At 72.7% G+C, this 14545-nt stretch carries 12 protein-coding genes; 8 read left to right on the top strand and 4 right to left on the bottom strand.

The window, feature by feature from the left end:
- Positions 1-4: 4 nt before the first annotated feature.
- Positions 5-1843 (bottom strand): endonuclease/exonuclease/phosphatase family protein, encoded by a 1839-nt coding sequence (locus tag ACFYT9_RS29760; RefSeq protein ID WP_389168828.1) that lies wholly within the window; start codon positions 1841-1843, stop codon positions 5-7.
- A gap of 240 nt (positions 1844-2083) precedes the next feature.
- Between ACFYT9_RS29760 and ACFYT9_RS29765 the strand changes: the two genes are divergently transcribed.
- The 4 genes from ACFYT9_RS29765 (at position 2084) to ACFYT9_RS29780 (ending at position 7009) form a co-directional block, all read left to right on the top strand.
- Positions 2084-3532 carry a hypothetical protein gene (locus ACFYT9_RS29765; RefSeq protein WP_389168830.1) on the top strand — a complete coding sequence of 483 codons (1449 nt, stop codon included), beginning with the start codon at positions 2084-2086 and terminating at the stop codon, positions 3530-3532.
- 147 nt (positions 3533-3679) lie between these two features.
- The gene (locus ACFYT9_RS29770) at positions 3680-5131 is read left to right on the top strand and encodes an alkaline phosphatase PhoX (RefSeq protein ID WP_387280304.1); all 1452 of its coding nucleotides are present in this window, start codon (positions 3680-3682) and stop codon (positions 5129-5131) included.
- A gap of 122 nt (positions 5132-5253) precedes the next feature.
- The gene (locus ACFYT9_RS29775) at positions 5254-5949 is read left to right on the top strand and encodes a GntR family transcriptional regulator (protein WP_376597165.1); all 696 of its coding nucleotides are present in this window, start codon (positions 5254-5256) and stop codon (positions 5947-5949) included.
- Between the two features lie 40 nt (positions 5950-5989).
- Positions 5990-7009 (top strand): 1-aminocyclopropane-1-carboxylate deaminase, encoded by a 1020-nt coding sequence (locus tag ACFYT9_RS29780; RefSeq protein WP_376597163.1) that lies wholly within the window; start codon positions 5990-5992, stop codon positions 7007-7009.
- 52 nt (positions 7010-7061) lie between these two features.
- Here ACFYT9_RS29780 and ACFYT9_RS29785 read toward each other — a convergent pair whose 3' ends face one another.
- A complete protein-coding gene (locus ACFYT9_RS29785) occupies positions 7062-8312 on the bottom strand; it encodes a TerD family protein (RefSeq protein ID WP_387280310.1) in 1251 nt (416 codons plus the stop codon).
- Between the two features lie 45 nt (positions 8313-8357).
- Complete coding sequence (locus ACFYT9_RS29790; protein WP_376597160.1) at positions 8358-8597, bottom strand: hypothetical protein; 240 nt, start codon at positions 8595-8597, stop codon at positions 8358-8360.
- 63 nt (positions 8598-8660) lie between these two features.
- Between ACFYT9_RS29790 and ACFYT9_RS29795 the strand changes: the two genes are divergently transcribed.
- The 4 genes from ACFYT9_RS29795 (at position 8661) to ACFYT9_RS29810 (ending at position 13540) form a co-directional block, all read left to right on the top strand.
- Positions 8661-9626 carry an AraC family transcriptional regulator gene (locus tag ACFYT9_RS29795; RefSeq protein ID WP_389168833.1) on the top strand — a complete coding sequence of 322 codons (966 nt, stop codon included), beginning with the start codon at positions 8661-8663 and terminating at the stop codon, positions 9624-9626.
- 272 nt (positions 9627-9898) lie between these two features.
- The gene (locus ACFYT9_RS29800) at positions 9899-10264 is read left to right on the top strand and encodes a hypothetical protein (protein WP_389168835.1); all 366 of its coding nucleotides are present in this window, start codon (positions 9899-9901) and stop codon (positions 10262-10264) included.
- Between the two features lie 39 nt (positions 10265-10303).
- Positions 10304-12547 (top strand): DUF6571 family protein, encoded by a 2244-nt coding sequence (locus ACFYT9_RS29805; protein WP_389168837.1) that lies wholly within the window; start codon positions 10304-10306, stop codon positions 12545-12547.
- 27 nt (positions 12548-12574) lie between these two features.
- A complete protein-coding gene (locus ACFYT9_RS29810; protein WP_389168839.1) occupies positions 12575-13540 on the top strand; it encodes a hypothetical protein in 966 nt (321 codons plus the stop codon).
- Here ACFYT9_RS29810 and ACFYT9_RS29815 read toward each other — a convergent pair.
- Positions 13519-14385 carry an NAD-dependent epimerase/dehydratase family protein gene (locus ACFYT9_RS29815; RefSeq protein WP_389168841.1) on the bottom strand — a complete coding sequence of 289 codons (867 nt, stop codon included), beginning with the start codon at positions 14383-14385 and terminating at the stop codon, positions 13519-13521. The two genes, ACFYT9_RS29810 and ACFYT9_RS29815, sit on opposite strands and share 22 nt — an antisense overlap.
- Between the last annotated feature and the right edge of the window lie 160 nt (positions 14386-14545).

Genomic DNA, 14545 nt, shown 5'->3' on the forward strand with positions numbered 1-14545 from the left:
CGGACTACGGGCGGAAGCGCAGCACCTGCGGGTCGTGGTCGCTGTTCTGGTCCGCGAACTCGGCGTTGATGTGCACGCTGTCGTACTCGAAGCGGCGCACCCCGGGGCTGGTCAGGATCTGGTCGAGAACCTGGCTGTTGCCCTGGTAGACGTACGAGTAGCGCTCGGAGCGGGGCAGCGACTCCACGGCCGGGTAGAGCACGTCGCCGTCGGTGAGCGCCTCGGTGGTCGCCGAGAACTCGAAGTCGTTGATGTCGCCGACGACGAGCACGTCCGCGTGCTTGTCGACCGCCGTGATCTCCTTCACGAAGGCGTTGACAGCCTGCGCCTGGAGGAGGCGCTTGGCCTCGGAGGAACGGTTCGGCGGCTGGTGGTGGGAGACGAGGGACTCGTCGCCGCCCTTCGAGCCGAAGTGGTTGGCGATGACGAAGACCGTGCGGCCGCGGAAGCTGAACTCGCCCGCGAGCGGCTTGCGGCTGGCCTCCCAGGCCGCGTTCGCCGGGTCGATCCGGCCGGGGGAGAGGGTGAGGGCGGCGCGGCCCTTCGAGCCCGTGACACCGGTCGCGGTGGTCGCGTCGCCGCCCGCGCGGTCCACGAAGGAGACCCGCTCGGGGTTGTAGAGGAAGACCTGACGGATGTTGCCGCCGGGCTCGCCGCCGTCCTTGTTGTTCTCCGGGTCGATCGAGCGCCACGCGTACGCCGGGCCGCCGGCCGCCACGATCGCGTCCGTGAACTTCTTCAGCGTCTGCTCGGCCGAGACCGTGCCGTCGTTCTTGGCGCCGTTGTCGTCCTGGATCTCCTCCAGGGCCAGGACGTCCGGCGCGGCGAGGTTCTCGACGACCGCCTTCGCGAGCGCGTCGAACTTCTCCTGCGGGTCGGTCGGGTCGAGGTTCTCCACGTTGTACGTGGCCACGGCCAGCTCGTTCTTGTGCTGCTTCTGCGTGACCTCGCGCTTCAGGCCGAGGTCCACGACCTTGCCGAGGGTGCGGGCGGTCAGGGTGTAGCCGCCGAACTGGTTGAAGTCGAGCGGGCCCTCGGTCGAACCGACCAGCCAGTCACCCACGTTCGCCTTCGGGAACGGCTGCTGGGCGAGCGGGATCAGCGACTGGATCTGGAGCCGGCCGGTGTTCTGGGACTCGTACGAGCCGTAGACCGTGCCGCCGCGCCAGTTGCGGTTCTCCCACGGCTTCACCGTGACCCACAGCTCGGAGTACGGGTCGGTGGCGCCGACCACCCGCGAGGAGGAGACGCGGACGTTGGTGCCCTCCAGCGACTCGTAGTAGTCCAGGGCGTACGCGTCGGGCTCCAGCGGCAGGGCGTTGATCGAGCCGCCGTTCGCCGGGTCGCCCTCGGGGGCGTACGCGTCCGGCACCGACCAGGGCGCGATGGTGACCGGGGCGGGCAGCGCGTTGCCCTGCGAGACCACGGTGACCTTCGGGCGGGAGAGCTGGGTCAGCGACTGGTTGCCGGAGTTCACGCCGCCGGGGACGTACTCGGTGACCGTGCCGTCGACGCTCACCGCGTCACCGACCGCCACCGTGGGGGCGGAGCTCGTGAAGACGAACAGGCCCTCGCTGGTGGCCGGGTCGCCGTCACCCCGCGGGTCCTGCATCCAGAAGCCGCGCGAGGAGCCGTAGCCGCGGACGCCGGTGACGACGCCCGTCACACCGGTGACCTGCCGGCCGGCCAGCGGCGAGACCCGGGTGGTGCCCTGGACGTCGTGGATGCGGACCGGGGCGGTGTCCTCGGCCGCGGCGCTCTGCGAGCCGGCGAGCAATCCGGCCGCGAGCGCGGCCGCGACCACCGCGGAGACGGCGGCGGTTCTCGGTATGGAGGAAGACATCAGGAGGCTCCGAGGTTGCTTGGAGGAACGGCAGAGAGATCTACGCGCGTCAATCTCTTGTGAGAGCGCCCCACTTGTCAAGGGTCGACGGGTGTACGAAGGCTGACGGCTCCATGAACCCGCGGACGGTCTCCCGGATGCGTCTACGCTGAGGACGCCGGCCCGCCGGCCCCCACCGGTCCGACTCCGGACCGCACCCCGTCCCCACCGATCCACGCACGCGTCGAGGAGATCCCCCACATGGCTGCGGAGCACCCCACCCTTCCCCCCGTTCGGCTGCCCTCGGACGCGGAGCTGGCTCGGGAAGCCCTGGCCGCCCCCCTCCTCTCCCACGCCGTCCGCCTCGCCCGCTGGGCCGGACCCGACACCCGGGTCGGCGCGGGCGGCGAACTCGCCGACGAGCAGCTGCCGGACGCCGCCGCGGTCCTCGGCCTCGGCGACGACGAGGACGCCGAGTACTGGGCGGGCGACGCCTGGCGGCTCGCCGTCGACACCGGCCTGGTCGACGTCGAGGACGGCGCCGACGACGACACCCCCGGCACCGCCGCCCCCGGCGAGAACCTCGCCGTCGTCACCGGCGGCGCACCCCGGGACGTGCTCGGCATCTGGCTCGACGCCTTCGACGCCGTCTTCGCCGACGCCGTGGCCCCCGTCCTCGACGACCTGGAGCCGCTGCTCGACGAGGACGGCGGCCTCGACCTCGACACCCTCGACTGGGACCCCGAGGCGGAGGCCGACTTCCTGGAGGGCGTCCTCGGCAACCTCTACCTGCTGACCGTCAGCGAGGGCGGCCCCGGCGAGGGCCCCGTACCGCTGCCCGCGCTCGCCGCCTCCATGGTCGTCCCCGACGACATGGGCGAGCCCACCGACGACGTCCTGGAGCAGGTCTCCGACGCGATGATGCGGCTCGACGAGCAGTTCCGGCTCCTGGAGCCGATCGGCCTCGTCGAGTACCAGCCCGTCGACGAGGCCCTGATGGCCGAGGAGGGCGAGGAGCCCGCCCCGCCCGCCGACGACGAGGACGTCTCCCGCTACGGCATGGTCCGGCTCACCCCGCTCGGCCTCTACGGCGTCCGCACCCGCATGCTGGAGGCCGGCGTCGACGCCCCCGCCGTCGGCGACCTCGCGGAGAAGGACGCCGACGCCCTCCTCGCCGGCCTCACCGGCTACCCCGAGTCCGCCGCCCGCGCCGAGACCGAGGCGTGGCTCGCCGGCCGCGAGCCGGTGCCCGCCGCCGCCGAACTCCTCGCCGCCGCCCGCGGCTCCGACCCCGAGTCCCCGCTCCGCCGCCTCCACTGCCAGCAGGCCCTCGCCCTCGTCGGCGCCGACGCCGAGCCGGTGGTCCGCGCCGTCCTCGACGACCCCGAGCTCGGCGGCCTCGCCCGCGTCTGGCTCGTCGAGCGCGGCGCCTCCGACGTGCCCCCGCCGCCGGAGTCCATGATCTTCTGGCTCGCCGTGGACACCATCGCCGCCCAGCTCGACACCGGCGGCGACCTCGCCGAGCTCCAGGAACTCGTCGAGGGCCTGACGAGCCGCCACACCGGCTTCCTGGAGACCGCCTGGAGGGTCGAGCACCCCGCCACCGCCGACGTCCTCGACGCCATGGGCCGGCTCCACCCCGACAAGGCGGCCGCCAAGGAGGCCCGCAAGGCCGCCTTCAAGGCCCGCTCCCGCGCCGGCTCCGCCTGACCCCTCCCGCGACGGCCGCCCGGCGCCTTCCCCCGGAGCGGGGGAAGGCGCTCCGCGGCCGTTCCCGCGTCGTTCAGCCGCCGTTCCCGCGGGCGCGCGATGGTGTCCGCGACATCCGGCCCTCAGCTTGGGGAGAGTCCGCACACCATGGCGCTCAACCGCAGAGAGTTCACCCAGAAGTCCACCGTCGCCGGTCTGGCCCTCACCGGCGCCGTCGGGGTCCTCGCCACCGCCCCCGAGGCCCTCGCGAGCGACGAGCGCGCCCACGGCGGCCCCGGCCGCGACGACGACCACGACGACGACCGCGGTCACGGGCACTGCCACGACCGCCTCGGCTACGGCCCGCTGGCCGCCGACCCCGACGGCATCCTCGCCCTCCCCGAGGGCTTCGCCTACCGCGTCGTCACCCGCACCGGCGTCACCCGCCTGGAGAGCGGCGAGTTCACCCCCTCCAACCACGACGGCGCCGCCACCTTCGCGGGCCCCCGCGGCACCACGTACATCGTGTACAACCACGAGCTCAAGGGCGCCCGCTCCCAGTGGGCCCACCCCGTCCCGCTCACCGAGGGCCTCGTCTACGACCCGGCCGCGGCCGGCGGCTGCACCGTCGTCGAGGTGCGGCGCGACGGCACCACCGCCGAGTGGGTCGGCGTCTCCGGCACCTCCACCAACTGCGCCGGCGGCCGGACCTCCTGGGGCACCTGGCTGACCTGCGAGGAGAACTCCGACCTCGCCGGCAAGAACGGCATGACCAAGGACCACGGGTACGTCTTCGAGGTGGACCCCCGCGACCACCGGGCCAACCTCGACCCCAAGCCCCTCAAGTTCTTCGGCCGTTACGACCACGAGGCCGTCGTCGTCGACCCCCGCCGGGGCCACGCCTACCTCACCGAGGACGCCTCCAACCCCAACGGCCTCCTCTTCCGCTGGGTCCCCCCGCGCGGCTTCGAGCACGGCCGCGGCCGGTACCGCCCGCTCGCCGACGACGCCGGCGTCCTCCAGGCCGCCCGCTGCATCGACTCCGGCGGCCGGTTCGTCGACGACCTCTCCCGCGCCACCCGCATCGGCACCGTCTACGGCGTCGACTGGGCGGACGTCCCCGACCGCGACGCCCGCACCACGCCCGTGCGCAAGCAGTTCGCCGAGGGCGGGGTCACCCGCGCCCGGAAGCTGGAGGGCATGTGGTGGGGCGACGGCGGCGCCTACGTCGTCTCCTCCTACGCCCGGGACGAGAGCCCCGGCGCCGCCCACGACGGCCAGGTCTGGTTCTACGACCCCAAGCGCCGGACCCTCACCCTCAAGGTGCTGCTCGGCGTCAACACCGCGCCGGACCAGGACGGGGCCTACGACGGCCCGGACAACATCACCGTCTCCCCCTACGGCGGGCTCGTCCTCGCCGAGGACGGCGAGGGCGTGTCGCACCTCTTCGGAGCCACCGACTCGGGCCGCACCTACCCGATCGCGCGCAACGACCTCAACGACAGCGAGTTCACCGGCGTCGTCTTCTCACCCGACGGCGACACCCTCTACGCCAGCATCCAGAACCCGGGCATCATGGTCGCCATCACCGGCCCCTGGCGCCGCCAGCCCCGCCGCTGACCCCGGCCGGCGGCCCCGGCCTCACGGGAACTGTGAGGAATCCCGTCGGGTTCGCGACGGGTTCCCGCCAGGTTCCAAGATCCTCTGTCCGCCCCGTGGACTGACATCTAACCTGTCAGTCCATGGAAGACGTTCTGATGCCGGTGGGCCGGACCCTGTTGCGCGACCGGGCCTACGAGTCGCTGCGCGAGGCGATCGTGCGCGGCGAACTCGCCCCCGGCGCCCTCCTCAAGGACGCCGACCTCGCCGACCGGCTCGGGCTCTCCCGCGCCCCCGTCCGCGACGCCCTCGCCCGGCTCACCGTCGAGGGCCTCGTCGAGACCAAGCCGCAGAGCTACACCCGGGTCACCCGGCCGGTCAGCCGGATCGTCCGGGACGCCGCCTCCGTCGTCCGGGTGATGCACGAACTCGCCGCCCGCACCGCCGTGCCCCTGCTCGGACCCGAGGCCATCCGCGCCATGCGCGAGGCCAACGAGCGCTTCGCCGCCGCCGTCCGCGCCTCCGACGTCGAGGCCGCCCTCGACGCCGACGACGAACTGCACCAGGTCCTCGTCGGCGCCAGCGGCAACCACGCGGCCGCCGCCACCATCGACCGCTACACCCCGCTGATCCGCCGGATCGAGCGCCGGCTCTTCGGCGACGCCGGCAGCTGCGCCTCCGCCGAGCTCCACGCCCGCCTCATCGACGCCTGCGCCGCCGGGGACGCGGACGAGGCGGTCAGGATCACCAGCGAGATCTGGGCCGCGCTGGAGCAGCTGGCCGACGACGCCACCGAGGTCGCCGAGGTCACGGGCATCCCCGCGCCGCCGGAGCCGTAAGGCCCCTCGACCCCGTCCGCCACCCCAGGGAGAGCCGCCCGTGCCGATCACCGACTTCGACCGCTATCCGCTCCTCTTCGGACCCTCCCCGGTCCACCCCCTCGAACGGCTCGGCCACCACCTCGGCGGCGCGACGCTCTGGGCCAAGCGGGAGGACTGCAACTCAGGGGTCGCCTACGGCGGGAACAAGACCCGCAAGCTGGAGTACCTGGTCGCGGACGCCCTCGCACAGGGCTGCGACACCCTCGTCTCCATCGGCGGCGTGCAGTCCAACCACACCCGCCAGGTCGCCGCGGTCGCCGCCCGCGCCGGGCTCCGCTGCGTGCTGGTGCAGGAGTCCTGGGTCGAGTGGCCCGACGCCGTCTACGACAAGGTCGGCAACATCCTGATCAGCCGGCTCGCCGGGGCCGACGTGCGGCTGGTGCGGGCCGGATTCGGGATCGGCTTCAAGGAGAGCTGGGAGCAGGCGCTGCGCGAGGTCGAGGAGGGCGGCGGGAAGCCGTACGCCATCCCGGCCGGCGCCTCCGACCACCCGCTCGGCGGGCTCGGCTTCGCGAACTGGGCCTACGAGGTGGCCGAGCAGGAGCGGGAGCTCGGGGTCTTCTTCGACACGGTGGTGGTCTGCTCGGTGACCGGCTCCACCCAGGCCGGCATGGTCGCCGGTTTCGCCGCCCTCGCCGAGGAGGGCGGCCGGCCGCGCCGGATCATCGGGATCGACGCCTCCGCGAAGCCCGCGGAGACCCACGAGCAGATCACCCGGATCGCGCGGAGCACCGCCGCCCTCATCGACGTCGAGCGCGAACTCACCGCCGCCGACGTGGAGCTGGACGACCGCTACCACGCCGGCGTCTACGGCGTCCCGGACGAGGCCACCCTCGACGCGATGCGGCTCGCCGCCCGCACCGAGGGGATGGTCACCGACCCCGTCTACGAGGGGAAGTCGATGGCCGGCCTCATCGATCTGGTGGACCGCGGCGAGATCGGCCGCGACGCGACCGTGCTCTACGCCCACCTCGGCGGCCAGCCCGCTCTCAACGCCTACAGCGCGCTGTTCTCCTAGCGGGCCGGCCCTTCGCCCGGCGGGCCGGCCGCGGCCGGCCGCGGCCGGCCGCTCAGAGTGCCTGGGCGGCCGGCTTCACCATGCCCCGGACCGTCCGGGACTTCACGAACTCGCCCATCGCGGTCATCTCCCACTCGCCGGAGAACTGCTTGATGAGCTTGGCCATCATCACGCCGGTCTGCGGCTCGGCGGAGGTCAGGTCGAAGCGGACCAGCTCCTCGCCGGTCGCCGCGTCCATCAGCCGGCAGTACGCCTTGGCGACCTCGGTGAACTTCTGTCCGGAGAAGGAGTTCACCGTGAAGACCAGGCCGGTGGCGTCGGCCGGCAGCCGGCCCAGGTCGACGGTGATGACCTCGTCGTCGCCCGCGCCCTCGCCCGTCAGGTTGTCCCCGGAGTGCCGGACGGCACCGCCCAGGATGGTCAGCTTGCCGAAGTAGCAGCTGTCCAGGTGGTTGCGCTGGGGGCCGTACGCGATGACCGAGGCGTCCAGGTCGATGTCCTTGCCCCGGTAGGCGGGCTCCCAGCCGAGGCCCATCTTCACCTGGGAGAGCAGCGGCCGGCCGCCCTTGACCAGCGACACCGTCTGGTTCTTCTGGAGGTTGACCCGGCCCTTGTCGAGGTTGATCTTTCCGGTGGGAGCCGGGGCGGCGGGGGCGGCAGGGGCGGCCGGGGCCGCGGCGGCGAGCCGGGGGTCCGCCGGGGGAGCCGGCGGCATCGGCGGGGGAGTGAAGGACGGCAGGGTGTGCCCGGACTGCGCGGGCGGGGCGACGGGGGCCGGGGTGACCGGGGCGGCGGGGGCGGCGGCGGGCTCCTCCTCCACCGAGACGCCGAAGTCGGTCGCGATGCCGGCCAGGCCGTTCGCGTACCCCTGGCCGACGGCGCGGACCTTCCAGGCGCCGTTGCGCTGGTAGATCTCGACGACCACCAGGGCCGTCTCGGTGGCCAGCTGCGGCGGGGTGAAGGTGGCGATGACCGCGCCGCTGTCGGCGTCGCGGACGGTCGCGGTGGGCTCGATGCCCTGGAAGGTCTGTCCTGCGGCGTCGGGGCTGGCCGTGACCACGATCCTCTCGATGCCGGCGGGCAGGCCGCCGGTGTCCACCAGGATCGCGTCCGGCGCGGCACCGCCGCCGGAGCGGTAGGTGACGCCGGGGCCCGCGGGCTGGTTGTAGAAGATGAAGTCGTCGTCCGAGCGCACCTTGCCGTTGGCGCCGAGCAGCAGGCCCGAGACGTCGAGCCGCACGGGGGCGGCGACGTCCACCGCCACACGGGGGCCGGTGAGCGGGAGGTTCGAGCCGGGGGTCATTGCGGTCATGCCAGGCTCAACGATCCGGGCCGCTTTGCCGTTCCCTTACCCACGACGGGTTGCGCCACCCTGGTTACGGGGGTGGTTCCGCGCCTGGCGCTCGTTGCCGAAACGGTACGCCCCGGTCCAGCGGGCCATCAGCAGCTGGAGGTCGCCGGACTCCGCCTCGGCGAGGAACTTCGCCGCCCTCGCCCCGCGCAGGACCCCGGCGGGCCTGCCGTGGTGGGTGAGGACGACCGAGCCGTCCTTGCGCTCTTCGTAGCTGAATCCCTGAGGTCGTGGCATGGGGGCATCCTGCCCGTCCCGGGCGGGTCGGTCATATGAATTATCTTTCGCATCGTGGGTGCTGTGGGCGGGAGCTCTTTCAAGACCGGGGACGTCGACGAGGCGCGTCAGGAACTCGACGCGCGCTACTACGCGAGCCGGATGGACGTCGTCGACGAGCACCGGTCCTTCGAGGCCCGCTTCGACATCGTCGACTTCGGGCCGCTCGTCATCGGCGACCTCAGCTGCGGGGCGGACGTCCGGATGAGCTTCGGCGAGCTCGGCGCCTACCACGTCAACGCCCCCCTCAGCGGCACCATGGAGATGCGCCAGGGACGCGGACCGGCCGTGCAGGCCTCCGCGCGCGAGGCGCTGCTCCTCGACCCCGCCGGGGACACCTTCCTCGACCGCTGGAGCGGCGACGGGCGGATCCTCTCGGTCAAGGTCGGCGCCGCCGAGCTGCGCGACCGGCTGGAGAGCCTGCTGGGCCGGCCGCCGCAGGGCGGCCTCGCCTTCCGGCCCGGCCTCGACATCTCGCGGGGCCCCGGCCTCGGCTGGGTGCGGTTCGCCCGCCGGGTCGCCGCCGAGGCGCTCGCCGGGGAGGGACTCGCCCACCACGAACTCGTCGCGCGCCCGCTCCAGGAGGCGTTGCTCAACGGCCTGCTGCTGGCCGCCGACCACCCCTGGCGGGACGAGCTCGCCCACCCCGCGGGGCCGCGCCGCCCGGCACCGGTGAAGCGGGCCATGGACGCGGTGCGGGAGCGCCCCGAGCACCCCTTCACCACCTCCGAACTCGCCGTCCACGCGCGCGTGAGCGTGCGCCGGCTCCAGGAGTCCTTCCGCGAGTACGTCGGGATGTCGCCGATGGCGTACGTCCGGGAGGTCCGGCTCGAACGGGTCAGGGAGGAGCTGCGGGCGGCGGAGCCGGACGAGGTGAGCGTGAGCGAGGTCGCCTGGCGCTGGGGCTTCGCGCACCAGGGCCGCTTCGCCGCCTGCTACCGCGAGAAGTTCGGCGAGTCGCCGTCCCGGACGCTGCGGGCCGCGCCCTGAGGCGGTTGCCGACCGCGCATTCCGGACAGAGGCCGCGTTACGCGGATCGCGGTGATCTTGGTGGCCGCATAGCGTGAGGCGGGTCCGGCGCTGCCAGCGCGCGCCGTCGAACCGGGCCCGGCCGGCTCCCCCGTATCACCGGCCGGGCCCGCGGCGTTCCCCGAGATGGGTGTCGTCACCCATGGACGCGCCCGCCGCCGTCGCGAAGACTTTTCATGATCACCTCGGGTGATCGTCACAGGGACGCGAGCGGATCGACGGGGGCGGGGCACATGGCCGGGGACGAGCGGGAACGAAGCGGCGGAGCGCCTGACCTGGCGTCGACGCCCGCGCGGAAGAAGGCGTCCGCCGACGCCATCGAGCGGCACCTCGAACCCGGCACGCGGAAGGCCGGGACCACCGCGGAGGAGAGCACGGGCACCGCGGTACGGGAGTTCGCCGGCAAGGACGGCGGCGGCTGGGACACCTCGCCGGCCCTGAAGAAGGCCCACGCCGCGTGGGAGCGGCAGGTCAAGGGGCTGATGGGACGGCTGGCCTCGGAGAAGAGCGCGCTGCGCGGCACCTCGCTCCTGCTCCGTGGCACCGACCTCGGCGTCGGCCTGCAGACCCGCCGCTCGTCCGCGCTCGACGCGCTCTGATCCGCCTCGGGGGGAGCCATGCCCACGTACCACGAAGTGATGACCACGGACCTGTCCAAGCTCACCGCCGCCGCCGCGAAGTGGGACGACATGGCGGGTGAGTTCAAGAAGCTGGAGGACCAGTACGACCGGGACGTCCACGGGGTCTCCCTCGGCCCGTCCTGGCAGGGGCTGAGCGCCGACGCCGCGAACGGGCGGTTCTCGGTGACGCTGGGCGAGTACCGGGCCGCGCAGAAGGAGGCGAAGGCCGTCGCCGCGCTGCTGCGCGACGCGCACGCCCAGTTCGTCGACCTGCGCGGCAAGGTGCGCGGCGTCCGGGACGACGCGGTCAAGGCGGGGATGGCGGTGTCCGAACAGGGCCACGTATCCTTCGACACCGCCCGGCTCAGTGACAGCGAACGCAGCGCCTACCTCCACGACCCCAGCTACCAGGACTCGGTCCGCTCGTCGGTGGGCGAGTGGAACGCGGCGATCACCGCGGCCGTCAAGGCGGTGGCCGACGCCGACGACGGCGTCCGGATCGCTCTGGAGGCGGTCGTGGTGGACAGCAATCCGCTCGACGGCACCTTCGACGGCTTCAACGCGGGCGCGAAGAGCGACGTCGAACTGTACGAGGCGGATCGGGCGGAGGACATCGCCACCCGGATCAACGGCGGGGAGAAGGTCTCGGCCGCGGACCTGGCCGAGTTGCAGCGGTCCTTCCGTGACAACTTCTCCCGGCCCGAGTTCACCCAGACGTTCCTGAACGGGATGGGCGCCCAGGGCACGCTGAGGTTCACGAACAGGCTGAACGATCTCGCCCACCACGACGACAAGAAGCAGCGGGAGACCTACCTCGGTCTGGAGAAGGGGCTGGCGAACTCCCTGTCGAACGCCATGCAGGACCCGAAGTCGGCGTTCTACAAGGACTTCCGTGAGCAGTTGAAGCAGGCCGGTACCGAGAAGTTCGACCTCAAGGAGGCCGGCGAGCGTCCGAACGTGATCAGCCGGGGTCACGGCCAGCAGGTCCGCGGCTATCAGAGCCTGGTCACGCTCATGCAGCAGGGCGACGGCTACTCCGATTCCTTCCTGCACGACCTGGCCGACGACATCCGCACGGCTGAGGACAAGAAGCGCGGCGGTGACCCCGGCGTCTGGGACCTGCAGGGTGATTTCAGCGGCAAGGACGGCGGGTGGTTCGCCAACGACCCGCTCGACGGAGTGCTCGGTCTCATGGCCAAGGATCCCGATGCCGCGACCTCCTATCTCGATCCCGGGCCGGAGGGCAAGAACGACAACCTGCGGTACCTGCTGAAGGATCGCGACTGGAACCTCGTCGACACCCCGGAGTGGCGCGGCAACATCGAGACCCAGGCCGACCGCGAGAGCGAGGAGCGGGACGTCCGTACGGGTCTGGGCCTCATCCTGGAGTCGTCGACCACCGGGCACCCGCCTCTGGGACCGAACCAGGACCCCTGGCCCGTGACCCCGCACACCGAGGGCCAGGCCCGCATCATGCACGATGTGATCGGCGGCCTCGGCCCCGATCAGAAGGTGCACGAGAACATGCGGGAGCCTCTCTCCCGTGCCCTCGCCTCGTACACCGAGGACACCCATCAGATCCTCGGCGGAATGGGCAGCAGCCAGTACGTCACCGCCGCCACGGGCGAGGGCTTCTTCCGCGACGGCGACAAGGTCCACATGGCGGCGAGCCAGAAGGACCTGGCGCAGTTCATGCGTGGCCTGTCCGACGACCCGGAGGCGTACGCGACGCTCCACAAGGCGGAGTCCCGCTACATCAGCCTGGAGATGGAGAAGATCCCGAAGGGCGCCGACGGCTTCACCCAGAGCAATCCCCTCAGCAACGCGGGGGCCACCCTCGGCGCCTACAGCGCCATCCGGGAGGACGTCATCAACGACGAGCGCATGTCCGCCTACAGTGCGGCGGACTGGAAGTCGAAGATGGCGTACCACGTCGTCGGCGGGGCCGTGACCCCGCTGTACTTCACCACCGCCGGCGGTGTCTCCATCGCCTTCGGCGACTCCATCCAGCGCGGCGTCGACACCTGGGCCTGGGTCATGGGCAACAACCTCAAGGCCGAAGCGGACACCACGGCCAACGCGGGCATCGCCGACCACTACCTCAACGCCAACAACCAGATGAACCTCATGGTCGACTCGTGGGCCGACGGCCGCAAGGACATCGACGCCGACGAAAGGGCAGGGCTCAAGAGCGAGATCCTCGACGGCCATGACCGGGGGACCAACACGACGCAGAAGTATCTGACCGACACCACCAACTGACCCGGCCGCCCACGGAGGAAGTCGACCATGCCCAAGGACTCAGCCCGTCGCCCCCGAGCGGCCACGGCAGTGATCGTGCTCGGCATATGCCTGGCACTGCTCGGCGGTATCGGGGCATGGCTGCTGCTCGGCCGCGAGTCGGCCCCTCCGTGCGGCGACCTGACGGAGAACCCCCGTGTCCAGAAGTCCGTCGGCGAGGCCGTCCGGCCCGGTATGAGCTGCCAGGCACTCGGTGAGGCCATCGTCAAGGCCTCAGCCGGTGACGACCGTGGCCATCACACCCTCGCCCAGGCACAAGCCCTCAAGGACGTGCTCACCACGCTGGGGGGCCAGGGGACCGGCGACGTCACCGTCGACCCGGCGCTGCGCCGCCCCTTGGCCGTGGCACTGTCCGACTACGCCGCCGACCTGCACGCCATGCTCGGCGGCATCACCGTCGAGGACTTCGTGACCAAAGCGGCCCCGAGCGAGCCTCCGTGGAAGTCCGACGGCACCTACCACCTGACTGTCCTGACCGACACGCTCCGCGGCGTCCTGCGCGCCATCGCCCAGGACCCCGACGCCTACGCGACACTCCGTCTGGCAGAGACCCGGACCACCGGACAGCGCCTTGCCGCCGTCCCCGCCGACGCCGAGGGGTACGGGCTCAGCGTGCCCCCCACCGAGAGCGCCCGCGCCCTCGGCGTTCTCGACGGCATCGCCGACGCGGCCACCGGCGACCTCGACGCGGACGCGTCCCGGGCCTGGCGGACCGCCGTCGTCGACGGGCTCCTGAAGGGCCGCGCCGCCGGAGGACGGGACCTCGCGGCGACCTGGCTGGACGGTCTCGCCGCTGCTCCGGAGGAGACGCGCCACGAGCGGCTGCGCACGCAGGGCGTCGACATGACCCGCCTCTGGGCGGAGGCGCGCGGGATGGACGCGCAGACCCGGGAGGGCCTGCTGGCGAAGGCGGAGCGCGGCGCGCTGGCCGCCTATCGCGAGATCAGGCCCTGACCCGCGGCCGTTGTGCAGTCGGGCGCGCCGCCCGGGGACGTCGCCCGGCCGGGACGCGCGCGGACGACGGAGCCGCGGGTGAAGGGGCCGCCCAGGAGGGTGTCCTCGGGGGTGGGCGGGAGGGGCGGGAGTTTCGGGGCGTAGTGCTCCGCGTCGTCGCGCGGCTCGTACCCGAGGGCGCGCGCGCTCGAAAGGTCCCACCACTCGCGGGTGTTGGCGGAGGAGCCGTACACCACGGTGTGGCCCACGTCCGGCGCGGTGAGGGCGGCGTGCAGCAGCCGGGCGCAGTCGGCGGGGCTCAGCCAGAGGGAGAGCATCCGGACCGAGGTCGGCTCGGGGAAGCAGGAGCCGATGCGGACCGAGACGGTCTCGATGCCGTGCCGGTCCCAGTAGAGCTGGGCCAGGTCCTCGCCGAAGCACTTGGAGAGGCCGTAGTAGGAGTCGGGCCGGTGCGGGGTGGCGACCGGCACCAGGGGGTCCCCGGCGCCGGGGCTGGGGGTGAAGCCGACGGCGTGGTTGCTGGAGGCGAAGACCACCCGGCGGACGCCCTCCTCGCGGGCCGCCTCGTACAACCGGTGGAGGCCGGTGACGTTCGCCGCGACGATCGCGTCGAAGTCGGCCTCGACGGAGATGCCCGCGAGGTGCACGATCGCGTCCACGCCCCGCACGGCCTCCCGCACCGCCTCCCGGTCGGCCAGGTCCGCGACGATCGCGTCCGGCGCGTCCGCCACGGGGGCGACGTCGAGGAGGCGGAGCTCGTAGCCGTACCCGGGGAGCAGTCCCCGCATGAGGGTGCCGACACCGCCGGCGGCACCGGTGAGCAGGAGGGTGCGGGGTGCGGGCATCGGCGGAACTCCTCGGCCGGAGGGCTGCATTCATGGACGTGGACACGCTAGGGAGGGGGCGAGGGGGCGTCAAGATGCGTTCTCACCGGGTTCCTTCTCCTTGACCGGGGGTGCGGGCGCGGTTAGCGTTCGGGTGTCGTTCATGGATGTGAACGGCCGT

Source organism: Streptomyces sp. NPDC004435 (assembly GCF_042873895.1).
Classification (GTDB): Bacteria; Actinomycetota; Actinomycetes; order Streptomycetales; family Streptomycetaceae; genus Streptomyces.

Bases quoted from the DNA above. Each gene is read 5' to 3' on its own strand.
- ACFYT9_RS29785 (WP_387280310.1), bottom strand. From the start codon at position 8,312: ATGACCCCCGGCTCGAACCTCCCGCTCACCGGCCCCCGTGTGGCGGTG.
- ACFYT9_RS29770 (WP_387280304.1), top strand. From the start codon at position 3,680: ATGGCGCTCAACCGCAGAGAGTTCACCCAGAAGTCCACCGTCGCCGGT.
- ACFYT9_RS29805 (WP_389168837.1), top strand. From the start codon at position 10,304: ATGACCACGGACCTGTCCAAGCTCACCGCCGCCGCCGCGAAGTGGGAC.
- ACFYT9_RS29775 (WP_376597165.1), top strand. From the start codon at position 5,254: ATGGAAGACGTTCTGATGCCGGTGGGCCGGACCCTGTTGCGCGACCGG.
- ACFYT9_RS29810 (WP_389168839.1), top strand. From the start codon at position 12,575: ATGCCCAAGGACTCAGCCCGTCGCCCCCGAGCGGCCACGGCAGTGATC.
- ACFYT9_RS29800 (WP_389168835.1), top strand. From the start codon at position 9,899: ATGGCCGGGGACGAGCGGGAACGAAGCGGCGGAGCGCCTGACCTGGCG.
- ACFYT9_RS29765 (WP_389168830.1), top strand. From the start codon at position 2,084: ATGGCTGCGGAGCACCCCACCCTTCCCCCCGTTCGGCTGCCCTCGGAC.
- ACFYT9_RS29760 (WP_389168828.1), bottom strand. From the start codon at position 1,843: ATGTCTTCCTCCATACCGAGAACCGCCGCCGTCTCCGCGGTGGTCGCG.
- ACFYT9_RS29815 (WP_389168841.1), bottom strand. From the start codon at position 14,385: ATGCCCGCACCCCGCACCCTCCTGCTCACCGGTGCCGCCGGCGGTGTC.
- ACFYT9_RS29790 (WP_376597160.1), bottom strand. From the start codon at position 8,597: ATGCCACGACCTCAGGGATTCAGCTACGAAGAGCGCAAGGACGGCTCG.